This window comes from Microcoleus asticus IPMA8 (genome assembly GCF_013179805.1).
GTDB lineage: Bacteria > Cyanobacteriota > Cyanobacteriia > Cyanobacteriales > Microcoleaceae > Microcoleus > Microcoleus asticus.
In genome coordinates this window covers 20601-43953 of the sequence record NZ_SRRZ01000060.1, presented here as the reverse complement: position 1 = coordinate 43953, position 23353 = coordinate 20601, and the positions used below count along the sequence as shown (strand labels likewise).

Annotated in this window: 20 protein-coding genes and 1 pseudogene; 11 read left to right on the top strand and 10 right to left on the bottom strand. The window is 45.3% G+C overall.

The genetic code is table 11. From position 1 onward, the window contains the following. The 4 genes and pseudogenes from E5S67_RS16965 to E5S67_RS16950 all read left to right on the top strand — a co-directional run. A partial coding sequence (locus tag E5S67_RS16965; RefSeq protein ID WP_172189226.1) for a sensor histidine kinase occupies nt 1-443 on the top strand: 443 nt, incomplete at its 5' end. A 90-nt stretch (nt 444-533) separates the two neighbouring features. Next, a complete protein-coding gene (locus E5S67_RS16960) occupies nt 534-5984 on the top strand; it encodes a trifunctional serine/threonine-protein kinase/ATP-binding protein/sensor histidine kinase (protein ID WP_172189224.1) in 5451 nt (1816 codons plus the stop codon). Nucleotides 5985-6027: 43 nt separating this feature from the next. Next, nucleotides 6028-6267, top strand: coding sequence for an ATP-binding protein (locus E5S67_RS16955; protein ID WP_172189236.1), 240 nt, complete (start codon nt 6028-6030; stop codon nt 6265-6267). A 151-nt stretch (nt 6268-6418) separates the two neighbouring features. After that, nucleotides 6419-7117: pseudogene (locus E5S67_RS16950) on the top strand (transposase domain-containing protein); the annotation flags it as partial. A gap of 4 nt (nt 7118-7121) precedes the next feature. On the opposite strand, the gene E5S67_RS16945 reads toward E5S67_RS16950, so the two are convergent. Both E5S67_RS16945 and E5S67_RS16940 read right to left on the bottom strand, forming a co-directional pair. After that, complete coding sequence (locus tag E5S67_RS16945) at nt 7122-7493, bottom strand: ABC transporter transmembrane domain-containing protein (RefSeq protein WP_172189222.1); 372 nt, start codon at nt 7491-7493, stop codon at nt 7122-7124. 194 nt (nt 7494-7687) lie between these two features. Next, complete coding sequence (locus E5S67_RS16940) at nt 7688-8254, bottom strand: hypothetical protein (RefSeq protein ID WP_216670519.1); 567 nt, start codon at nt 8252-8254, stop codon at nt 7688-7690. Between the two features lie 399 nt (nt 8255-8653). Here E5S67_RS16940 and E5S67_RS16935 point away from each other — a divergent pair, with 399 nt between their 5' ends. After that, nucleotides 8654-8800 (top strand): hypothetical protein, encoded by a 147-nt coding sequence (locus tag E5S67_RS16935; RefSeq protein WP_172189218.1) that lies wholly within the window; start codon nt 8654-8656, stop codon nt 8798-8800. A 607-nt stretch (nt 8801-9407) separates the two neighbouring features. On the opposite strand, the gene E5S67_RS16925 is transcribed toward E5S67_RS16935, so the two are convergent. The 4 genes from E5S67_RS16925 to E5S67_RS16915 all read right to left on the bottom strand — a co-directional run bounded on the left by E5S67_RS16925 (nt 9408) and on the right by E5S67_RS16915 (nt 13297). Continuing rightward, nucleotides 9408-9572 carry a hypothetical protein gene (locus E5S67_RS16925; RefSeq protein ID WP_172189214.1) on the bottom strand — a complete coding sequence of 55 codons (165 nt, stop codon included), beginning with the start codon at nt 9570-9572 and terminating at the stop codon, nt 9408-9410. 392 nt (nt 9573-9964) lie between these two features. Further along, nucleotides 9965-12127 carry a ShlB/FhaC/HecB family hemolysin secretion/activation protein gene (locus tag E5S67_RS16920; RefSeq protein WP_172189212.1) on the bottom strand — a complete coding sequence of 721 codons (2163 nt, stop codon included), beginning with the start codon at nt 12125-12127 and terminating at the stop codon, nt 9965-9967. Nucleotides 12128-12151: 24 nt separating this feature from the next. Further along, on the bottom strand, nt 12152-12328 hold the full coding sequence (locus tag E5S67_RS32495) for a hypothetical protein (RefSeq protein ID WP_216670518.1): 177 nt from the start codon (nt 12326-12328) through the stop codon (nt 12152-12154). 102 nt (nt 12329-12430) lie between these two features. Then, a complete protein-coding gene (locus E5S67_RS16915) occupies nt 12431-13297 on the bottom strand; it encodes a DUF928 domain-containing protein (RefSeq protein WP_172189210.1) in 867 nt (288 codons plus the stop codon). Between the two features lie 422 nt (nt 13298-13719). Here E5S67_RS16915 and E5S67_RS16910 point away from each other — a divergent pair, with 422 nt between their 5' ends. After that, on the top strand, nt 13720-15411 hold the full coding sequence (locus E5S67_RS16910) for a transglutaminase-like domain-containing protein (RefSeq protein ID WP_172189234.1): 1692 nt from the start codon (nt 13720-13722) through the stop codon (nt 15409-15411). Nucleotides 15412-15519: 108 nt separating this feature from the next. Then, nucleotides 15520-15660 carry a hypothetical protein gene (locus E5S67_RS16905; protein ID WP_172189208.1) on the top strand — a complete coding sequence of 47 codons (141 nt, stop codon included), beginning with the start codon at nt 15520-15522 and terminating at the stop codon, nt 15658-15660. A gap of 245 nt (nt 15661-15905) precedes the next feature. Here E5S67_RS16905 and E5S67_RS16900 read toward each other — a convergent pair whose 3' ends face one another. After that, complete coding sequence (locus E5S67_RS16900) at nt 15906-16892, bottom strand: aldo/keto reductase (protein WP_172189206.1); 987 nt, start codon at nt 16890-16892, stop codon at nt 15906-15908. A 144-nt stretch (nt 16893-17036) separates the two neighbouring features. Further along, entirely contained in the window at nt 17037-17930 is an 894-nt protein-coding gene (locus tag E5S67_RS16895; protein ID WP_172189232.1) for an alpha/beta fold hydrolase, read from the bottom strand. A 187-nt stretch (nt 17931-18117) separates the two neighbouring features. Here E5S67_RS16895 and E5S67_RS16890 point away from each other — a divergent pair, with 187 nt between their 5' ends. Beyond that, a complete protein-coding gene (locus E5S67_RS16890; protein WP_216670517.1) occupies nt 18118-18369 on the top strand; it encodes a hypothetical protein in 252 nt (83 codons plus the stop codon). A gap of 256 nt (nt 18370-18625) precedes the next feature. Beyond that, a complete protein-coding gene (locus tag E5S67_RS16885) occupies nt 18626-19114 on the top strand; it encodes an ATP-binding protein (RefSeq protein ID WP_172189202.1) in 489 nt (162 codons plus the stop codon). 238 nt (nt 19115-19352) lie between these two features. Here the strand turns inward: E5S67_RS16885 and E5S67_RS16880 are convergent, their stop codons facing one another. Next, complete coding sequence (locus tag E5S67_RS16880; protein ID WP_172189200.1) at nt 19353-19628, bottom strand: DUF6439 family protein; 276 nt, start codon at nt 19626-19628, stop codon at nt 19353-19355. A gap of 119 nt (nt 19629-19747) precedes the next feature. Between E5S67_RS16880 and E5S67_RS16875 the strand changes: the two genes are divergently transcribed. Together E5S67_RS16875 and asnS are read left to right on the top strand one after the other, a co-directional pair. Further along, nucleotides 19748-20122: a sll0565 family protein gene (locus E5S67_RS16875; protein WP_172189197.1), complete on the top strand. Its 375-nt coding sequence runs from the start codon at nt 19748-19750 to the stop codon at nt 20120-20122. Nucleotides 20123-20256: 134 nt separating this feature from the next. Further along, the gene (gene asnS / locus E5S67_RS16870; RefSeq protein ID WP_172189195.1) at nt 20257-21648 is read left to right on the top strand and encodes an asparagine--tRNA ligase; all 1392 of its coding nucleotides are present in this window, start codon (nt 20257-20259) and stop codon (nt 21646-21648) included. Nucleotides 21649-21728: 80 nt separating this feature from the next. Here asnS and E5S67_RS16865 read toward each other — a convergent pair whose 3' ends face one another. Continuing rightward, a complete protein-coding gene (locus E5S67_RS16865; protein WP_172189193.1) occupies nt 21729-23210 on the bottom strand; it encodes a M16 family metallopeptidase in 1482 nt (493 codons plus the stop codon). Nucleotides 23211-23353 lie beyond the last annotated feature (143 nt).

The following is a 23353-nucleotide window of genomic DNA, read 5'->3' as shown; positions in this document are numbered from 1 at the left end:
TGAAAGCGAACGAACAGCGTCCCGCTATTGAAATAGTCAAAGAGTACGGGAACCTGCCACCAGTTGATTGCTTCCCCGGACAATTAAATCAAGTGTTTATGAATATCTTTGCCAATGCCATTGATGCACTGGAAGAATCAAATCGGGAAGCGAGTTTAGAGAAGATTAGAACCCTAGCCCATTGCATTACGATTCGCACAGAAAGACAGTCTTCTGAGTGGGTGACGATTCGCATTGCTGACAACGGGCCAGGGATATCAGATGAGATCAAAGGTCATATTTTTGACCACTTATTTACAACTAAAGGTGTGGGGAAAGGAACGGGATTGGGTTTGGCGATCGCACGGCAGATTGTTGTTGAGAAACACGGCGGTACAATCGATGTAAATTCTGTATTAGGAGAAGGGACGGAGTTTACGATCTCATTGCCTACAAACGGATGAAGTTAATTATGCGATCGCCGCCTTTAACCCTTACAAATAGAGGCGCACATTAATTGTTAGCAGTCAATATTTGAGATTAGGAGAGCCAAAATGAATGCAGGTATAGATTTAACCAGATCGATTGCCGGATACCGTCTAATCGAGCAACTGTACAGTGGTTCTAAAACCCTGGTTTATCGAGCCATTCGAGAAATCGATCGGCTTCCAGTTGTCATTAAATTATTAAATAGAGACTATCCCAGTTTCAGCGAACTGCTGCAATTCCGCAACCAGTATACCATCGCCAAAAATCTACGTCTGCCGGGAGTCGTTGAACCTTACAGTCTGGAATCCTACCGCAACAGCTATACCCTAGTGATGGAGGATTTTGGTGGCATTTCTCTACGGCAATACGCCCAAGATCTATGCCGAAAACGGCTCGGTGAAGCACCTACGCGGTCTTTAGCAGAAATATTGGCGATCGCCATTCAAATAACTGACATCCTTGACGGACTGTATAGGCATCGAGTCATCCACAAAGATATTAAGCCAGCGAACGTCCTAATACATCCAGAAACTAAACAAGTCAAACTGATTGACTTTAGCATCGCCTCCCTACTGCCGAGAGAAACTCAAGAAATTCACAATCCCAACGTTTTAGAAGGAACCCTAGCCTATATTTCTCCCGAACAAACCGGAAGAATGAACCGAGGCATCGACTACCGCACCGACTTTTATTCTCTGGGGGCCACCTTTTACGAACTGCTGACAGGAAAACTGCCATTTGAATGTGACGACCCGATGGAGTTGATTCACTGCCATATTGCCAAACAACCTCCTTCAATAAATAGCAAAGAAATTCCGCAGGTGGTTTCGGATATGGTGATGAAGCTGATGGCAAAAAATGCCGAAAAGCGCTATCAAAGTGCCTTGGGATTGAAACATGACTTAGAAAGGTGTTTGCAGCAGTGCCAAGAAACTGGAAACATTGAAACTTTTGAGTTAGGAACGCGGGATGTATGCGATCGCTTCCTCATCCCCGACAAACTCTACGGACGAGAAACCGAAGTAGAAACGCTCATACAAGCCTTTGCAAGAGTCAGCGAAGGTGCCACAGAAATGATGCTCGTTGCGGGTTCTTCAGGGATTGGAAAAACCGCAGTGGTCAACGAAGTTCATAAACCTATTGTGCGGCAACGGGGTTATTTTATTAAAGGGAAATATGACCAATTTCAGCGCAACATTCCCTTTTCGGCATTTGTGCAAGCATTCCGCGATTTAATGGGGCAATTGCTAGCAGAATCAGATAGGCAATTAGAAACATGGAAAAGCCAGATATTGACCGCAGTAGCAGACAACGGACAAGTCTTAATTGACGTAATTCCTGAGTTAGAAAATATTATCGGTAAACAGCCACCCACCCTTGAATTATCAGGAACAGCCGCCCAAAATCGCTTTAATCTCCTGTTTCAAAAATTTGTGCAAGTCTTTACCAGTAAAGAACATCCGTTAGTCATGTTTTTAGATGACTTGCAATGGGCCGACTCGGCATCACTGAACTTGCTTAACTTATTGATGCAAGATGTGGGGTATCTATTAATATTAGGTGCGTATCGAGATCGTGAAGTCTCCCCCGTACATCCATTCATTTTAACAGTGGATGAAATTGTCAAAACAGGGGCAACGGTGAATACAATTACTTTACCGCCGTTAAGGGAACCTGATATGAATCAGTTAGTGGCAGATACACTGAATTGTGAATCATCTCTAGCCCAGCCTTTAACAAAATTGGTCTATCAAAAAACTCAAGGTAATCCTTTTTTTGCAACCCAGTTTCTCAAAGCATTACATGATGACAAGTTAATTAGCTTTGATTGCGAGATTCAATATTGGCAATGCGATATTGCCCAAGTGAAGGCCTTAGCAATTACTGATGATGTCGTTGAATTCATGGCATTGCAATTACAGAAATTGCCCAGAGAAACTCAGGAGAGTCTCACACTAGCGGCTTGTATTGGGGCGCAGTTTGATTTGAATACCTTAGCAATTGTCAGTGAGAAATCACCAGACAGTAGTGCAACAGCTTTATGGAAAGCCTTGCAGGAAGGTTTGGTAATTCCTACTACCAAAATCTATAAGTTCTATACCCAATCTGATAGTGAGGAAGTTTTCAATGATTCCGCTAATCCGACTTATCGATTTTTACACGATCGCGTCCAACAAGCGGCTTATTCATTGATTCCTGACGAGGAAAAACAGCAGACCCATTACCATATTGGGCAACTACTACAACAAAACTTATCAGAAATAGAAAAAGAGGAAAAGCTGTTTGATATTGTCGGGCATTTGAATTTAGGAATTGAGTTCATGGCTCAAGCAGAGGAACGGGAAGCGTTAGCCAGATTGAACTTAGCAGCCGGACAGAAAGCCAGGAATTCTACAGCTTATGCAGGCGCCAGAAGTTTTGTGAAAATAGGGCTGGAGTTACTCACAGAAAACTGTTGGCAAACTCAGTATGAATTAACCCTGAATCTTTATGTGGCTGCGGCTGAAACGGCCTACTTAAATGCCGATTTTAATGGAATGGAAGAAATGGCAGCGCAGGTTTTGCGATCGGCCAAAACAATACTAGATAAAGTCAAAATATTTGAGATTCAAATCAACGCACTGACAACTCAGAGTCAGATGTTAGAAGCGATCGCGATCGGCACCAATGCCCTAGCACAATTGGGGATTGAACTCCCCTATGAAACTGACGAAGCCTTGACACGCATTGCATTACAGAACCTTGCCAACCAACTGGAGGGCAAACAGATTGAGGAACTGGTTAACCTTCCCGTGATGAGCGATCCTCGGACAATCGCGGCGATGCAATTGTTAGGCATCTTGTTTCCGGCTATTTTTATGGGAAATCCTGCCTTACAGCCTCTGCTTTGTGCCACAATGGTCAGTATATCACTTCAATTTGGCAATGCACCAGCATCAACAATCGGGTATGTGGGTTATGGCATTGTGCTGTCTGGTTTTTTCGGAGAAGTAGAAAAAGGTTATAGCTTTGGGCGAGTAGCACTGAGCTTACTCAATCAGTTGAATTGGCCAGAATTTAAATGTATCACTTTACTTTGGTTTGGCTGTTTTATTCAGCATCGTCAAGAACCACTGAGGGCAGCAATCCCAACGGCGAAAGAAGGCTATTTAGTCGGAATGGAAACAGGTGATTTTCTCAATGCTGGATACTGCGTCAGTAGTTATTTATATAATAATTTTTTTTCGGGAGTAGAGCTTGATGATTGGCACGCAGAAATAGAAAATTACTGTGTTGTCTTAACCACTGTGAAGCAATATTCTCCTATGTTTTACGTAAAGATGACACAACAGACGGTGCGGAACTTGAGGGAAATTGTCAATCAACCGGATTTGTTAATCGGTCAGGCTTATGATGAAACCGTGATGTTTCCTGAACATAATCAGAATAGTGAGCTTACTGCACTCGCTCTTGCCTATAACTATAAACTAATGCTTGCCTATCTCTTTGGCAACTACACCAACGCCCTAGACTACATTTCCCAAGCAAGCCTCTATTTGAGGGTAGCGGCAGCAATGATTCATACTCCGGTTTTCCATTTCTATGCCGGGTTAACCTACTTAGCACTCTGCTCTACGCAGTCAGAAATTGAGCAAGCGAACACTCTCGCTTTGGCAGAAACCCATCAAACCACTCTGGCTGAATGGGCAAACCAGGCCCCGATGAATCACCAACATAAAGTTGACTTAGTAGAAGCAGAAAAATGCCGGGTTTTAGGCAAGAATTATGAAGCTGGAGATTGGTACGATCGCGCCATTTCAGAAGCAAAAGAAAATGGTTATATCCAAGAAGAAGGTTTAGCCAACGAACTAGCTGCAAAATTCTACTTAGATTGGGGGAAAGAAAAAGTTGCACAATCTTACATGATTGAGGCTTATTACTGTTATTCCCGTTGGGATGCAAAGGCTAAAGTAGCTTATTTAGAACAACACTATCCACAACTACTGAAAGCTATTCTCCAACCTGCTAACTTTGTCATCACATCTGGGACAACCATCAACCCGACCTGGATGGGAAGCCTAACTAGCGTCAGTAGTAGCGAGAATTTATGGTGGGATTTTCCAGCAGTAATGATGGCAGCACAAGCCATTTCACAAGAAATAGAATTAGAGAAACTGTTAGCCAATTTGATGCAGATTACGCTTGCGAATGGGGGAGCACAAATCGGTTGTTTAGTGCTGCGCCAAGACCGACAATGGTTAGTCGTCGCTCAAGCCACACAAAAGCAGACAAAAATATTAGAAATTCCTCTGGAACAATATCAGGAAATTCCTCAGAGTTTGATTTATGCGGTGGCACGAACTCAAGCGACGGCTGTTTTTGACAACTTAAGTACAGCCGACCAATTTGCAGGCGATCGCTATATTATCGCTCATCAACCTAAATCAGTTTTATGTACTCCAATTATTCGGCAAGGAAAAGTCGTCGGTATTGTGTACTTAGAAAATAACTTAACATTCGGAGCATTTACTAATGATCGAGTAGAAATTATCCAGATACTCGCAGCTCAAGCGGCGATCTCTATTGATAATGCTCGTTTATATAAACAAATAGAAAACTATTCCCAAAGCTTAGAAGCAGAAGTAGCGCAAAAAATGGAAGATTTAAGCCAAAAAGCTTTTGATTTAGAGCAAGCATTTAAAAACTTACAACAAACCCAAGCACAATTAATTCAGAGCGAAAAAATGTCATCTCTGGGTCAACTGGTAGCTGGAATTGCTCACGAAATCAACAATCCAGTAACATTTATTCGTAGTAATGTTGCACATATAGAGGATTATGTCAAAGATTTGCTTATTTTACTTAATATTTATCAACAAGAGTATCCTGAACCCAGTAAAGTAATTCAAGCGAAAATAGAAGAAATGGATTTAGAATTTATCTGGGAAGATTTAATTAAAATTCTGGAATCTATGAAAGTAGGGAGCGATCGCATTAGCCAAATTATCCTGAGTTTGCGTAACTTTTCCCGCTTAGATGAAGCGGACATGAAAGCAGTAGATTTACATACCGGAATTGAAAGCACTTTGCTAATTTTACAAACTCGCTTAAGACTGAGCGATGGCAAATCAGAAATACAAGTTATTAAAGAGTATGGAAATTTGCCCAATGTAATTTGTTATGCTAGTGAGATAAATCAAGTATTTCTGAGTATTATCAGTAACGCTATTGATGCTATTCAATCAATTAATAAAACAGAGAAAAACCCTGCAATCAGGATTCAGACTCAATTCATTGAAAAAGACAGGGTTAGAATTAAAATCACTGATAATGGTGCCGGTATCCCGGCGAATATTCAATCCCGAATATTCGATCCATTTTTTACAACTAAACCAGTGGGTAGCGGTACAGGTTTGGGTTTATCTGTTAGCTATGGTATTGTCAAAAAACATGGCGGTAAATTAACCTGTAATTCTAGAGTTGGAGATGGTACAGAGTTAGCGATCGAGATTCCCATCAGCTATATTAGAGCCTAAAGAAGCATCTTACTGCTACGCCCGTTGAGAGGTAAAACAAAAGATATGCGATCGTTTATTTACAACTAAAGGTTTGGGTAAAGGCACGGGATTCGGTTTGGCGATCGCACGGCAGATTGTGGTTGAGAAACACGGCGGTGTGCTAGAAGTGAGATCGACTTTAGGTTGCGGTACAGAATTTACAATTTCACTTCTATGTCGATCGTTAGCGCGGTGTTTTTCTACTCCCGGGGAGGTGATAATTCAATACGGTTCAGTTAATGCTCAAACCGTTGTAAACTAGGTATTGTATCCACAAAGGGATAGCAAGTTAGCGTGCATCTCAAAAAATTCTCATTAGTATTTCCCAAAATCCCAAGTACGGAGATATTCAAAGCAATAGAAATGGCGATTCGGGTCACTGCAATCTTTCCAGGCGATTACTAACACGAAGGTTGAAGAGAAACGTCATCGCGTCTGCGCCAGCACAACTGGTAGTGTCTCTGGTAATTGCCATGAGTCTGTGGTCGAAAAATTCAATGCGGGATGTACTAAAAAATTTGATTGATGGTATTAATGAAGGATGAATAAAAATTGGTAAATATTGGCTATTTCCATGTGTATTTCGGCAATTACTCAAGCCAGACAAAGATTAGGAGGAGGCGTGATGAGACAGTTGTTTCATTCTGCAAGTGCGACCAATGGCGACAGTTGAAATACTAGGAGCTTTTATCAACGAACTCAGAGTCGTAGTGATAGACGGAACCTGCTTAGATATCCCCTCTGGGTGATGAAAACTCCCGGGTTTTTGGTCGTCCGAGCAGTCGTCCAGGTACAAGAGCAGCGTTTCCTTACATCTAGATTAGTTATTCTATTAGAGGCAGGAACACATTTAATATTTGATCCCTGAATTTGTCCATATAAAATGGGATAAAGAGTAAGTGCGTTAAAGTTATGGATCTCAGTAACGCCGGGAATGCTATTGATGTGCGATAGAAGCTTACATTCTTATGCGATGCTAGAAGCTAGAGTCAGTAAAGGTTGTGAGTATTTGAGGCGAATTCCATGCAACGTTAAATTCTTAAACGAAATACAATTAGATGATGGTTCGTATGTGAGTTGGATTTACCCCTGATAGCAAATTAAGGAAAAAATGATTTAAGCCCATTCAACCACAGACGTGACTGCGGTTGTCAGCAAAGCTATCCCCACCCCGACAAAAGCGAGTTGCCAACTGCAAACAAACATCAGCACCAAATTCAGCAAACCGAACACTCCACTCATCAAATTGCGTAGCGTTCCCCCCGACAGTATCTTACGAATTCGGTTCACCGACAAGGTGCAGTTGAGCAAATCGCCGGAAGCATATTCCCGAAAAAAAGCCGGACTCAATCCCAGGAGTTTATTCCATATCGCCATTTGCAACGAACTATCAACGCTGTTCTCCACTCGCAGCGCATAATCCCTTGAGACATCCCAAACGCTGACCTTCCCAAACCCAGCGCCAACAATGCCAGCGCTAATTGCCATAATAAATTGCGATCGCCATCTGGAATCGCACTATCCACTAAAATTCCCGTCGCCTGCGGCACCACCATCCCCAGCAGGGTACCAATAATTCCCACCACCATAATGCTGGCGATGTCTTTTTCATACCCCTTGAAGCCAAACTGTAACAAGGACAAAAGATTATTAATAACACTAGGTAACGGTCGGTAAAACTGCTAAGCTTCCGGTGCCAAAGTCGCCGCCACCGTCTCATTCACCTTCGTCCGAGTTTGAGTTACTCCATCGAACAACACGTAACCGTTACCAACAACTAACAAAGCCACCGGATGCCCTGCAATGGTGTAAGCTAAAGTCGGGCCGTATTCTCTTCGCCACCAGCCATCCTCCAACACCACCATCCGAATCCGAAATTGGGAGGAACGCGCTATAGCCTCCACCGAATCTTTTAGAGATTTTAGTTCATCCAACTGCGTCGGAGGACTAATCGTTATTCCCATCGCTTTTCCCACTGCACCCGCCGCAATTAACAAAGTAATTCCTTGCTGGAAAGATACCGTTTCTTGCTGCGGTTTTACCACACCAGCTAACTTAGAAAGGGCAGAATTGACTCTCATTAGATTGAGTTTTTCTCTTTCTTGAAGTTGCCCAAAAGTTCCCTCTGTTTTCTGCAACTCCTGCCCGTTCAAATAATTGAATAAATCGGTATGTAAACAGGCTAAAATGTTTGGCAGTGAAGCAGCACTCCCGGAATTTATGAAGGATAATTCCTGCGAAGCGAACACCGCTGTGTATTCCTGGCTGAATGTCTTCTTTAAACGGTTTACCCAACCATTCACTAACCCAATTGCATTTTATTCACCAATTGTTACCTGCACAACCAAATCTGCTGTGTTAATACTGTTACCTGCACAACCAAATCTGCTGTGTTAATTTGGTATACAGCACTTCCGGGTGTTATGAGGTACAATAAGAATAGATAAAAAAAATACACCAATGAAAGCATATTCAGTTGATTTGCTTTCCAAAAATAGTAGCAGCCCATCAAGATCAGAAGCTGTCGATCAGAAAAACAGCAGCGATATTTTCCGTCAGTAAAAGCTGAGTTCAGAAACTGGTCAAGCAACAAAAAATAGAGGGGAATTTACAGCCGAAACGAGAGTGGGAAACCGAGATACAGTCATTTGAATAATTCCACAGCAGAGTTGAGAGAAATAGTGGCAGCACATCCCGATGCAACCTTACTAGAATTGTGTGAGTTATTTGCCCAGAATCCGGGAAATTGGGTGGTAGAACAGCGATGTGTAACGCCTTACAAAAGTTGGGATTAAATCGTAAAAAAAAACAGTGATCGGTAGCCAAGCCGGCACTGAAAGAGTCATGAAATTAAGGTTAGAGTATTGGGAAAAAGTCAAGCATATCGACCCAAAAAATGAGCGTCTTTTTAGATGAGACTGGAGTATTACGCTTGTTTAACCAGAACTCATGCTTCCAACGAGGAACGAGAGCCTATGCAGTCAAACCTTTTTATCGAGGCAAGAAAGTCACAGTAATTGGTGCAATTAGTTGACAGCGAGTAGTGGCATTAATGACCATAGAAAACTCGATGGCGGGGCCAAGCATTTGAGGTGTTTATCGCTCAATGTTTAGTGCCACAATTATGGTCGGGAGCAGTAGTAGTGATGGATAACTTACCAGCGCATAAAGTAGATTCAATTAAGCCCGTAGATTGAAGCGGTGGGTGCTTTTATCTTGTGTTTGTCTCCCTACTCTCCTGATTTTAATCCAATTGAATTATGGTGGTCGCAACTCAAATCTTTATTGCGACAGTTTTCACCAACCACCACTAAAATGGTTGACACCATAATTGCTGTGGCTCTTGACTTAATTAATCCCAAACCTCTTAAAAACTGGTTTACTAATTGCTGCTACTGTACCTCATAACATCGGGAAGTGCTGTATTTCTGTGGGTTCGATCGCCACCGCCAAAAGTCCCCATTCTTCCCCCAGCGCTGCACCAAATAAAGCTTCGCCCGCACCCACATCGAACAAATATTGGCGATCGCCACTAACCAAAATATCCTTGACTTTAGTAGCAAACAATGCTATACTACCAGTCTTGATAATCCAGATATTTTATAGATCGTCCAGCAACAGCGGTTCATTTCCTTTGAGGCAGTAAAAGATATCCATTCGAGAAAGATTTACATTTTTACATTCTATAGCGATCGTAGTAGTATCAAAAAAGATAAGTCGGCAGTAATAGAGTTTGAAAAAAGGCGTTGCATAATGGTGCGATGAATTGAGGTCAAACTTTCAAATTCTGGGATGTCTCCATTCCTCAATGATTCATAGCGCCATTGAGCAACGCCATATTTTCTTTATCTCTCACTCCCCCACTCTCTCTCCCTCTACCACTTGCCCACTTTTCCCATTTCCCCTCGGCCATAAGAGAAAATTTATTATATGCGTAGCAGAGCTGGCGATCGCTCATTTTAGGGCGTATAAATTATGTTGAAGTAAATGCCCTTATCTTGCAGATTGTCGCCCCGATCGCTAATCCTCACCAAAGGAAAAGCGTAATCTACGCGCAGGTTCACCCGCTCTATCGGTTCCCAGATTATCCCCAAACCCACACCTGCTAAAAATGTCTCATTGGTTAATTTATTAGGATTGTTCGCAACGTTCAATACCATACCCGCATCCAAAAAGGGAGCCAATTGAAGTTTGGGATTTCCCGAAGCATCGCGCTGCAAAGTAATCCGATCTTCGATCGAAACTCTGAAGCCGTTATCGCCAGAACGGACATTTTGGCGGTAGCCGCGCAAAGATTGCCCGCCGCCAATTACAAATTGCTGGGAAGGCAACAAACTATTAGCTGACAACTGCAAGTCTGCCTGCAAAATTAATAGATGTTTGTCGTTCAATCGCTGTACTCGCTGCACTTGACCCAGCCAACTAAAAAATTGTCCGTCGGGATCAGAACCTTCGTACTGAGTAGCATCAAACAAGCTAGTGCCGATCGTAAATTGCGATCGAACCGCCCAAGCACCCTGCGGGTCGCGCCGAATGTAGTCCTGTCCCAGCTTAATTGCGCTCGTAGTGGTGACACCATTGGACTCCTCGCGGATGCCAATAGAAACCGGTTCGCCGGCGACAAAAGTTCTGCCTGTCTGATAAGTAAAACCGACAGACAAGGCAAATTCTTCGATGGGCGTTCTCCGCAGCGGCTGGCGGTAACTAACTTCAAATAAATGCGATTTTCCCGAAATGTCCAAACTGTTATAAGGTGCTTGTACGATACTGTTGCGATTCGGCGCCGCCCTCAATTGCAAAGTGCCGTTCATCGCATTTAGCGGCACGCGATAGCTGAAATCAAACACGTCAGAATCGCCGAGCGATCGGTAATAAGCCCCTGCCAGTTCGTCACCATTTCCCGTTATATTGCGGTGCCGCAAACTAACTCCCAATCTTTCGGAGCCAACACTCGGAGGCGAGTAATTGTCAATGCTGAAACTAGGTTGAAACGGATTAGCTTCCAAGACTCGGACGATCAGAATGCTCTCGCCTTCATTCTCCCCAGCCCGCAGACTGGCTTCTACATTGTCAAATAAAGGATCGACCCGCAACAGCCGGAGTTGGTCTTCTAATGAAGCTGTGCTTAAAGGCATTCCGGCACCGAGTCGAATCCGGCTGCGGATGTAACTCGGATGCAATCTTTTAGTTCCTTCTACCTCAATTCGGGCTAGCTTGCCTTCGATAACTTGAATTTGGACTACCCCTGCGGTGATAGTTTGGGGCGGCAAGACTGCTCTCGAAGTGATGTAGCCACGATTGAGGTAAATTTCGGTAATTTTGTCGGCGATTTGTTTGAGCTGTTCTAGGGTGGTAGAACGGCCTTCTAACGGGTTGACTAAGGCATTAATTTCGTCTTGGCTTAAAATTGTGCTGCCAACTACTTGAATTTTCTGCACCTCAATTGCTGTATTCGGCAGGGTTGGGGGTACTGGCGACGGGGGGCTAGGCGCTACTGTTGGCGGTACTTGGGGAGGTTCTGGCGAAGGCTGCGGGGCCGGTTGCAGAAAGCGATCGCGATTTGGATCTGGCTGAGTCGGCGGCGACGGTAACAGCGGATTGGGTACTCGATCGCGGTTTAAATCGGGCGGGAGGTTTCCCGGTGGCGTCTGCGGGTTCTGGGCTAAAACTGGATTGCAATCTAGCTGGTTCTGACATTGGGGATCGCTGTCAACCAGATTTTTTGGTTCGGGCAAGATGCCCGCACCACAAGCAGTTTCATCGATTGTGGAACAGGCATCTTGGCTGTTCTCGGCGGGGTTCGATTGTGTTTCTGGTTCAGGGTTGGTCTCGATCGAATCGGGAAGCTGATTTAAGTTTGTTGCTGTTTCATCCTGCTTGATTTCCAGTTTTTGCAGTGCTAATACTTGATTGCCCGTATCTGCTGAGTTGTCAGCGGCGACGGGCAACTGAGAAATATCCTTTGTTTGGGATATAGCTTTATTGGCATAAAAGCAAGCCATCGGGAGCGCAGTTAGAAGTGAAATTCCCAACCGAAATAGTGCAATATTTGCATTCGGGCGCATAATTAATAATTTCTCTAAAATAAGTTTGTCGGCTGCTTGACTATGCCAGTTTATCATTTAGTATTAGGCGAAATTTGACCATCAAAATCTCCACAGTCCGGCTTTCAAGATGCCAGAAGTCCGAACTGCCGATCGGTACAAAAATTTTAATTTATTTAGGACGATAGACCAAAAAACCCGGAACAGGCAAAAATCATCTGTGGCGCTGCCAAATACCGCGCTCGAAACCGAGTTTTTCGTACTTGCTGCACAAGTCATACTATTTTAGGTTTTAGATTTTAGATTTGGCAATGACTTATGGCAGCTATCACGGTTTGGGGCTTGCCTACCGTTGCATTTTTTTTGGAAACAGGTATCGAATTATTGTCTTGTGATAGGTGTTAACTCACTTGCGACTAAGGGTTCTTGGGCGATTTTGCCGAGTTGGACTGAGTTCAACACTGCTGACCACTTGATCGCTAAACTGGCATCGCTGGGAAACGCGATGCGCAATTGAGCTAGAGTTGCCAGGTACTCGTACCAGAGACTTTGTTGGGCGAAGATGCTGAGCTTGGCGCGATCGGGCGATCGATCCAACTGTGTTTTCACGTTTGGGGCGAGTGCGGTGCGGTTGATCCACCCGGAAACGAGAACATCATCTGTTGTATTTTTTGGGTTGCATTTGATAGTAAAGTACCATTGATAGTTTTTGCCAACTTCCAGGGCTGGCGAGTTGTCGTCGGAGCCGAGGCTGACGCTAACGATACCTGCACGGCTAGTTACCATGCGAAAACTTTTTTTGTATACTGTTTTGTCCCTTTCGTCTGCTAACTCAAACTCAACTGTTTTGTCTAGGGCTACGGGAAGGTAGTAGAAAAATGTTGGCTTTGCTGATATGGTTTGCCCCATAGTTGATTGGGGAATCAAGGCAGTTAAGGCTGTTGTGACGGTCGGGCATTCTAAGCCGCGGGTTCCTCCCCCTTCCCGCCTTCCGGGTACTCCGCCCTCCGGCGGTTGAAAGCTATTCCACGCGGCTCCCGTTGGCTGAATGTTCGGTCTGCTTCCCCTGGGTTCAGGGGGTTGAACTGTTTGCCAGTTGAGGGGTAGCTGCGGTTGTGAGTGGCGTTCGACGCTGTTTGCGGGGCTGTTGAGAGCCTCTGCTGGTATTAAAAAACTACCGGCGGCAACTGCCTCTAAAGACAGAATTAAGGAAAAAGCACCGATATTTAGAGCAGACTTCCAAGCCATGACGAACCTGCCTTCTGATGAACCTAGGAACTTTATCGCACGGTTTTATTGTATCCAAGGTTTTGACGGATATAGTAATCTGTTGTACTTAATTTATATCTTCAGGCAGATACGATTATTTGGGTCGCTCCGATCAACATAGAATTCTGGGTCGCGTTTGTCAGTGGTAGCTTAGTAGTTATACTTACTTTTATTCACGGCAGCAGGTTGGGTTGAGCTTGTTAAACCCAACTTTGACAAAGACTAATATTCGGGCTCTTTTAACTCTGACAAGAGGCTACAACGCCTCTTTTCGTAAAAACACCCGGTTGATGCGTCAGTCCTGGATATCAGGAAACTCGGCAATTTTGCTGGTGAACCTCAAGCGCTCGGCTACAAGTTACAAATCAGGTTTTCTGTACAATACCGGCAAGAAATTTAGCATGAATCTCGATTCACCTGTTCTCTCGGACAAACAGCCTTCGGGGCTGCGGATGGTAAGACCCATAGGAGTCTTGGCACTGCACGGCATTGCTTTTTTAGGAAATAGGTTGTTCGCTATCGATCGCGCCGAAGGGCTGCTATTGGAGATCGATCGAGAAAGTGACAACACTACTGTTTTGAATCCTTATCAAACGGCTAAGTTTGCCGGCGCAACGGGGCTGGCTATTTCGGAAGATACTCTCTGGTTTGCGCGGGATGAGGATATTTGTTGCTGTCGGGGCGCAATTCGGGACGGGGCGATAACTGAACTCAAACCTGAACATTTTGTGTCGCTTTCTTATCCTGCTGACGGGATTGCTGTTTGGAAATCTACGCTTTATGTTACGTGCCATAGATTGGGATATATTCTGGTTTTTGACCTGAAAAGCGGTCGGGAAATTACTCGGTTTTACGCTCCCGGTATTGGGGTAGAAAATATCACTGTCCGGGATGAGGAACTTTGGGTTTGCGACAAGACTGAGCAAACTGTTTACTGTTTGGAACGGGGAACTGGGGAGATTAAATTTAGCGTTTTAACTCCTTTTGAGTCGCCTTCTGGTTTGGCTTTTTACAAGGATTCCGAAACCGGAGAGGAGGTTCTGTACGTGGCTTATGCCGGGGATGAACTTTACATCCGGGATGACCCGAATTCGGAAGATCCTTTTCAGTTGACGAAGCGCGATCGCACTTTTATTCACCCTTTGTATTTTCACTACAATGAAGCCGACCGCTACGCTCTGTCAAACGGTTTTTTGATGGAAATGTCTTATGTGGAGGAACTCTCTCCTCTCGATGAGGTAGAAATCGAAAATTTGGAGTGGCGGATTGCTTTGCCTTCGGAAACTCACCGGCAAAAGGTCAGGAAAATTACGCCGATCGGAATGCCTTTTACTGAGGAAATTCAGGAAGGGGAACGGGTGGCGGTGTTTAAATTCGATCGGCTGCACCCTGGGGAACGCCGAATTTTTGGCTGGAAGGCTTTGTTAGAAGTTCGATCGATTAAGTATCAGTTGTCGCCTCGGGATGTCGAAAAGATTCCGAAGCTGTCGCCGGAGTTTGCAGCTAAGTATTTGGTAGACAATGACAATTTGGCGATGGATACAGAGATTGTGCGATCGGCTGCTGTGGCTGCCATTGGCTCGGAAACTAATATTTTGAGGCAGTTACTGAGCATCCGCAATTTTGTTTACGACCAACTTTCTTACGGGATTAGGCCTCACATTGACACTCCCGATCTTGTACTGCGCCGCGGCATCGGTTCTTGCGGCGAGTACGTGGGGGTATTGTTGGCTTTGGCAAGGTTGAACCGGATTGCTTGTCGCACCATAGGCCGCTACAAGTGCCCGGCTTTTGCTGACAGAAAAGGGGTGTCGCTGGAGCCGGATTTCAATCACGTTTGGCTGGAGTTTTACATTCCGGGTTTTGGCTGGGTGCCCATGGAATCTAATCCTGATGACATTCAAGACAGAGGCCCTTATCCTTTGCGATTTTTTATGGGTTTGGCTTGGTATCACGTAGAGATTGGCAAGGGAATTCGGTTTCAAAGTCTCACGAGCGGCGGTCTTCCTTTAAACAAGGAGGATGTTTCCGTGGGGAGTCTGGCAATTAATCATGTGAGGTTTACAATTTTGGAAGAGTTGCCAGCAGTTTAAATGGAGTGTTAACAGTTAACAGTTAGCCCTCAACATTCAACTGTTCATTGTTAACATTTTTCATCTAAAATCGAAAGTAGAAAATGTAAAATCAGAGGAAGAGGGGTTGTGGAATTTTCGATTGCTAATATTCTCGTTTTAGTAGCCTTTGTACTGCTGCTGACGGTGACTGGCGGGGTCGCTTATTTGACCGCGGCTGAGTGGCGCGATCGCAGGCGGTTAGATAAGGCTAAACGGAAAAAAGAGTAGCTCTTTGCTGTTGACAAAGTGCATATTTTATGATAAAAAACAAGGCGACATGGTTGGTCGCCTTGTTTTTTGATTAGATGTATTTTCACGGCAGATGATATCAAGTTTGGTAACACAACCATTATAGGTTTGTAGTGAGGACTTGAGTCATAATACAAAACTGTGATTCACAGGCTTTCAGCCCGCGCCACAATCAACACACTACAATAAATACAGATGAAAAAGGGAATTTTGGAGTCGATCTCTTAAGTCCACTGTCGGAAAAAGGTATTTTCTTGCCAAGCGGCGGCGGTGCGCTTTTCAAGTGCTGCCATTTCTGTTTTGTTCAGGGGTTTGAATGCTTGGGCGACTTTGAAGTTTTCTTCTAATTGCTTTACTGAGTCGGCGGCGATGACGCAGCAGTGCACGCCGGGAAGTGAAAGCGTGTAGCCCATTGCTTGGTGCATTCCATCTAAAACACCGTTCTGAAATAATTTGCCGTAAGCTGGTATTTTCATGGCTATGACACCGATGTTTTTGGCTTGGGCGACTGGTAAAGCGCTGGTAACAAACGATCGCGGATGATGTTTTTCGGCTGCGTTGAGGGAAATTAATGTTGTGTCGAAAGGATAGCGCTGCAAGCCTGCGGCAATGATGGCTGGTTCGTGGTGTCCGGTGATGCCGGAAAAACGAATTATTTTTTGCTGTTTGGCTTCTTCGATCGCCTTTATTGCTCCTTTGGTACTGAAAATTTGGTCTAATTCTGTTTGGAATGAGACGTGGTGGAGTTGCCACAAGTCTAGCCGATCGGTTTTCAATCTTTTGAGCGATCGCTCTAAGTCTTTCCACGCGCCGTCTCTGTCTCTGGCGGAAGTTTTTGTGGCTAGGAATAGGCGCGATCGATATTTTGGCAAAACTTTGCCTAAGTTTTCTTCGCTTGGCCCGTACTCGGCCGCCGTGTCAAAATAGCGAATGCCTAGTTCGATCGCGCGTTCAATTTGCGCCACCGCTTCTGCTTCTCTTCCCGGCTGCGACAGGGGTGTTTGTCCTGCCCCCCCCAAACCGAAAATCGGCACTTTCACGCCGGTGTTGCCTAACAGTCGTTCTGGCATTTTTACTGTGGCGGCCCCCTGGTTATTGGGTGCGGCTGCGATTTCCCGATCCTGCTGTTCGATCGCCTTAGCGCCTGCAATGCCGCTGGCAACAGCTATACTGCTCAATATAAAATTGCGGCGAGTCTTTTTGCGGGTCATGGTTTCGGTCTCCTCAGAATATGTGAGTAGAAATTAACCGCGTTTGTGAGAACACAATACATAGATTTTTACCGCAAATTGGATAATTTTCCCCCTATCCGACGGAGGAGATAGCTGGGGGAAAATTATTTATGTGCCGATCGATTATTCGTCAATTATCCATCTCCGAATCAGTTCGTTGATCTGTTCTGGTACTTCGTCGTGGGGACAGTGACCGGCTTTGATAAAGTGTTCTGTCAACTCTGGATAGTGGTTGCGAAATTTGGCGCTTCTTTCTGTGGAATTCATCCACGGATCGCCTTCTCCCCACAGCATTAGCAACCGGCAGTTTAATTGACTCAGCAATACGTCAATTTTTTCGCCTTGGGGTGTTCGGAATACGGAAGCGAATACTTTGGGGGCACCGGGATCGCAGGAGGGAAGGTAAATTTCTTCTACTAATTGGTCTGTGACGGCGCTTTGGTCGAGATAAACTTTTTCTAGGGTTTTCCGAATTGTCGATCGCTGGCGCACGTACTGGAACAGCAGAAAACTTGCCCAATCTTGCTGAAATAAGGTTTTAGCTACCGCAGATATGGCTTTTTGCAAGGGCGGGGCTTCGGGTGCGGGCTGCGGTTCGCTGAAGGGGCCGGCGCTGTTGATTAATATGAGTCCGGCGGCTGATTCGGGGCGCTGGGCGGCTACACACAAGGCGGCGTAGCCTCCGAGGGAGTTGCCGGCTAGTACGGCGGGCCGGCCGATGATGTTGGTGATAAAGTCGTGGAGTTGGTCGCGCCAGAGGTCGCCGCTGTACTGCAATTCGGGTTTTGCCGATCGCCCGAATCCGATCAGGTCGATCGCCCACACTTCAAAGTCTTTGCTCAGGCCGCTGATATTTTTGCGCCAGTGGTCTGTGGAGGCTCCAAAACCGTGAATTAACAGCAGGGGAGGGCGTTCTGGATGCCGATCGCTGGATCGAACGTAGTACACTGAATGCCCGCGCCACTGCCAGTAAGTGCCGGCTATGGGGGCGGAATTCATGGCTGGGGTTGCTTGCATCATGTAAAGAAATAATTATTTACTTTAAATATTGTATCGCGACGCTCAGATTTATAAAGTTTTGCGAACGCGCCGGGCTTATGCCAGCAAAGAATTATTCAATTTGGGCAAGTTGGGAGCTCGCGATCGCCCGCTCTCAGGATGAATAAGTTTTGTAACGAATATTGATTTTGTGAGGGTCGCAACAATGGGAGATATTTTGCCCGATCGCATTTGGGAAATATATCCGGTTCGGGCTGCAACACACCTAGGTATGATGATTTTGCTGTGTGGTAGCCTAGCAAGTTGTTGGCGATCGGCCCTTGCCCAGCGGCCGCGAGGGTCGATCCCGATTCGCGATGGTGAAGGGATCGACTTTTTTATAGTTATTTCCGAGCTTTTCAAGGTGGGGATCGTTTGGTATGAGCTGTTGACGGCTTGGGGGATGCAGCGAGCCTAAGCTTTGCTAGGTGGCAAAAGCCGAGATCGAGAATCTGGCTGCGGGGAGAAGTTATAAGTAAAATTACTGATGTTTCTCTGCAGAAGTTTCTCAGAATCGCTGAATATTTTGTGACGTTGGTTGCTGTTCTTAACTGCTTTGATACTCTAAGATAGAAGTAGAGCTGCGGCGCTCAATTAATTAGCATTTTGAATACTAGGGAGCCAACTATGCAGGGTGTGAACTTTATCCACCTGAAAGTTAGGGAGTTTTCTGAGTGATTGCTATTTCACCCCGTCCGGTCGGACGCAATTGGATTACGATTAGCTTCGCTTCTACTCTATACCTTTGTCCTATTTTGGATCTGCTCCTAGCAGAGGTGCCAGATTACTGGCAAGCGGAATTGCGGTTGGGGCTTCAAGAAGCTTTGGTAAATGCTGCTAAGCATGGAAACAAGTTAGACCCCGGTAAAACTGTTGGAGTCCGTTTTTCGGTCGTCCAAAACCAATATTGGTGGGTAATATCGGATGAAGGTTCTGGCTTTAATGCTCCTTGCAGTTGCAACCTTTATACCGATGATTGCGAGAGTCTCCTAGCACAGGATGTTGTAGATGAATCTGCACTGCCCCATGTGGAACAGGAATGTGGTAGGGGGTTGTTTATTCTTTACCAAATATTCGATCGCGTAGAGTGGAATTCTCAAGGTACAGAGTTACGGCTGTGCAAAGGACTTACCGGTGGCTACAGTCTGCCGGGCTTGCGCTAGCACCCCTATTTTGCAGAAGTTTTCACCTCAGCTAGACCTGGAAATTTTTTCGTTCCCGGGCTTAACCTTGGAATGAAAATTAGGAGGATCTGGGTATAGATAGCTGATCGTAATGCAAAATGTGAGTTTTGAGTTAAAAAAGTATAAATTTTTTGAACTCACAATCGCGCTGCTCGATCGAGCGGCGCGATTGTCTAAATTTTGAGCTACTAATCAAGTCCAAACTCAAGACTCACAATTATTTGCCGTGGGTGGGACAGGGAGGAGCAGATATCGATCGATCCAGCCATCCTGCTGCTTGGTTTAAGCGCGGGAGAGCTTCTTCTGGCTGTTTTTTGAGCAAAAAGACCAGAGCGGCCGCCGCTTGCTCGCAGGCTCGCGCGGAACGGTTGGCTTTGAGGCGGTGCCAATCTTTTTCGTGGATGGCGAGGCGCGCGGCTAGAGCCTGGGCTAGTTCTACCGTGCTAAGCTCGTTGAGGTTGACAGTTTGGGTTGTTTGTGCAGTTTCAAGCATAGGTGGCAATTATAGCGATTTGGCTGCCGTTTCTAAATTTAACAAATAATATACTGGACATAATAACAACTTAATAGCCAATTGGTTTTTTTAAATTATTGTCAGGTTTGCAGATCAAAATGCCTCAACAGCCGTCAGATTTAAATCGAGAGACACCGGGAGATGATGAAAGTGAGTTTGTTCAAGCGATCGCAGCAGTGGAGCGATCGCTCGCGGCAGTCAAAGAACGGTACACTCAAATTCAGGTCGATCGACAGCGCCAAGTCGAACTCGGCCATCGGCGCGAAGAAATCCGCCAGTCTAGACGCCAAAATCCATTGCCGCAACTCAAAAAAGAATTGCGGGAAATTGAGCAAGAATTGGAAACTATCGAGTTGAATTTAGAAAGCAGCCTGTTTTCTTGGGGAAGCATAAAACAACCTTTTTGGCAAGCAGTTCGCTTTGGGGGACTCGGCATTTTGCTCGGTTGGATTTTGAAATCCTACGCAGGTTGAATTATGTTGAGATTTATGATTTTTTTAAAGAACCGCAGAAATTCACAGGCGGGACGCCTGTTCCACAGAGGGCGCTGAGGAAGAGAAAAGAGAGAAATATGGTGCAAAATATTAAATAAACAGGAGTGGATATTATGACAAATCAACGAATTGCAGCAATTTTGCGCGCAGGTGAACCCGACGAAACTGTAACTGTTCAAGGCTGGGTTCGCACTAAGCGCGAATTGAAAGAATTTGCCTTTGTCGAAGTCAACGACGGTTCGGCGATGGCTAACTTGCAAGTAGTCATAAATTCCGATTTGCCCGACTTTGAAAATGTACTCAAACAACTGAATACAGGTGCATCTTTAGAAGTGTCGGGAGTGCTGGTAGCGTCTCCCGCAAAAGGACAGCGAATTGAGTTGAAAGCCTCACAAGTACAAGTTTACGGGGATGCAGACCCGCACACTTATCCGCTGCAAAAAAAGCGGCATTCCTTTGAATTTTTGCGGACAATCGCCCATTTGCGGCCGCGCACAAACACCCACGGTGCTGTCTTTCGAGTCCGCAATGCTTGTTCGGCGGCGGTACACCAATTTTTTCAAGAACGCGGTTTTTTGTGGGTTCACACTCCAATTATTGCGGCTAGCGACTGCGAAGGTGCGGGGGAAATGTTCGGCGTTACCAACTTTGATTTAAAGAACGTGCCGCGCACTGATTCGCAAGAAGTTGATTATGCTAAAGACTTTTTTGGAAAGCGTGCGTATTTAACAGTTAGCGGTCAGTTGGAAGCGGAAGTTATGGCGATGGCTTTCGGCAATGTTTACACTTTTGGCCCGACTTTTAGAGCGGAAAATTCTAATACTTCGCGCCATTTGGCGGAGTTTTGGATGATTGAACCGGAGATGGCTTTCTGCGATTTGCAGGGAGATATGGATTTGGCTGAGGCGTTTTTAAAGTACATTTTTAAATACGTTTTGGAGCATTGCCCGGAAGATATGGAGTTTTTTAACGAGCGCATTGACAAAACGGTTTTGGCTACTGCTGAAAATATCATTAATAATCAGTTCGAGCGGATTACTTATACGGAGGCGATCGCACTTTTGGAAAAAGCCGACAAAAAGTTTGATTTTCCAGTAAGTTGGGGCTTGGATTTGCAGTCGGAACACGAGCGTTATTTGGCTGAGGACTTGTTTAAAAAGCCGACAATTGTCAGCGATTATCCGGTCGGCATTAAAGCATTTTATATGCGTTTAAATGAGGACGAGAAAACGGTGCGAGCAATGGATGTTTTGGCTCCTAATATTGGGGAAATAATCGGCGGTTCGCAGCGGGAAGAAAGGCTGGATGTGCTGGAGCAGCGCATGGAAGCGCAGGGTATGAATAAGGAGGAATTGTGGTGGTATTTGGATTTGCGCCGCTACGGTACTGTGCCTCACGCTGGGTTTGGTTTGGGATTTGAACGGCTGGTGCAGTTTATGACGGGAATGGGGAATATTCGGGATGTGATTCCATTTCCGAGAGCGCCTTTAAGTATTGATTTTTAGTTGAGGATTGTGCGGGAAAACGTAGGGACACGGCAATGCCGTGTCCTTACCCGGATCAGCGATTCACAATCACAAATAAATTAAGTCGCCGAGGGAATTGTGATATCAACAGATTGCACTTTGACCGAAGTTCCCAAACTCGATAACGGCGGTTGAATTGCCTCCGTATTTCCCACTACTAATGTTACCAGATTCTCTGGTTTCAAGTAAGTCTTGGCTACGCGCTGCACGTCGGCAATTGTTGCTGCTTCGATGCTGCGGCGGTAGCGAAAAATGAAATCTTCGGGATAACCGTAGTATTCGTAGCGAATTAATCGCGACAAAGTTTGACTGGGATTTTCAAATTTGAAGATGAAAGAATTTAGGGTGGAATCTTTAGCAAAAGCTAATTCTGCCGGGGTAATTGGTTCGGTGCGGATACGATCGATCTCTGCCCGAATTGCCTGGATAAACGGTACTGTTGCGTCCGATCGCGTTTGGCCTCCAGCGACAAACACCCCCGGATAGTCATATCTCGGACTCCAAGCTGCGTATACTGAATAAGCTAAACCTTGGCGCGATCGCACATTATTAAACAAACGGCCGCCGAAACCGTTGAGAACCCCATTCATTACGTCCAAAGCACCGTAATCTGGACTGCTGAGCATTCCGCCCAAATGTCCCATCTGCACGTAACTCTGACTTAATTGCGGCTGATTTACAAAAAATACCCCGCCGCCTTTTGCTGGCGATACGGTTGGTACCGCAGGCACTTCTGCAATTGGATTCGGTTGCCAGTTGCCAAATTTTTGCTCGACGAGCGATCGCATTTTTGCTGTATCAAAATCGCCAGAAATACCCAAAATCATGTTTTTGGGGTGGAAATATTTCTGGTAGAAACTCACCACATCGTCGCGGGAAATATTGGCGATGGTTTTGTATTCTACCGTGCGCGCGTAAGGACTGCGATCGCCGTAAATTAACTTTTCAAACTCGCGGCCGGTAATATCGTTAGGATCGTCATTGCGGCGGGCGATCGAACCTTGAGTTTGATTCTTGGCTAAATCCAACTTTTCTTTAGCAAATATTGGCTCCCGAATCACTTCCGCAAATAAGTCAAACACGGGTTCCACATCTTCAGCTAAAGCACTAAAATTAGCAGTGCCAGAAGTAACATCAATCCCTGTTTCTACCGAAGCTGCTCGCTGTTCTAGCAACTGATTTAGTTCATCAGCCGTATGCCTGCTCGTGCCGCCAGTTCGCATCACTTCTCCCGTCAAACCTCCCAATCCAATTTTCTCGGCAGGTTCAAAACGCTCGCCCGTGCGAAATAGCGCCGTTCCCCCAATTAGCGGGAGTTCCCGGTCTTCCATCAGATACACCCGGATGCCATTTGTCAGCTCGAAGCGAGTATATTTAGGCAGTTTAATTTCGGGCACCGCCGGGAATGTTAATTCGTCGTAGTGTTTCGGTGCAGCCGCTAACGAAGGTAACAAATTAAACGTGCCCAGTGAAACAGTAAAAATGCAAAGCGATAGCAGAAATAACTTTACGTTTTTTAGTCTCAATTTAGTCCTTTTCATTCTTTCTCCTAAGTTTCCTATTGTGACATAGCGTCGGGATCGTGCCCCGCGCCCGCCCTAGATGCAAGACTATCTCTTAGTCTGCGAAGGCAGACTTTGTTTGTGTAGGATCGGTTTCAACCGCCGATTCTAAATCGAGGCAG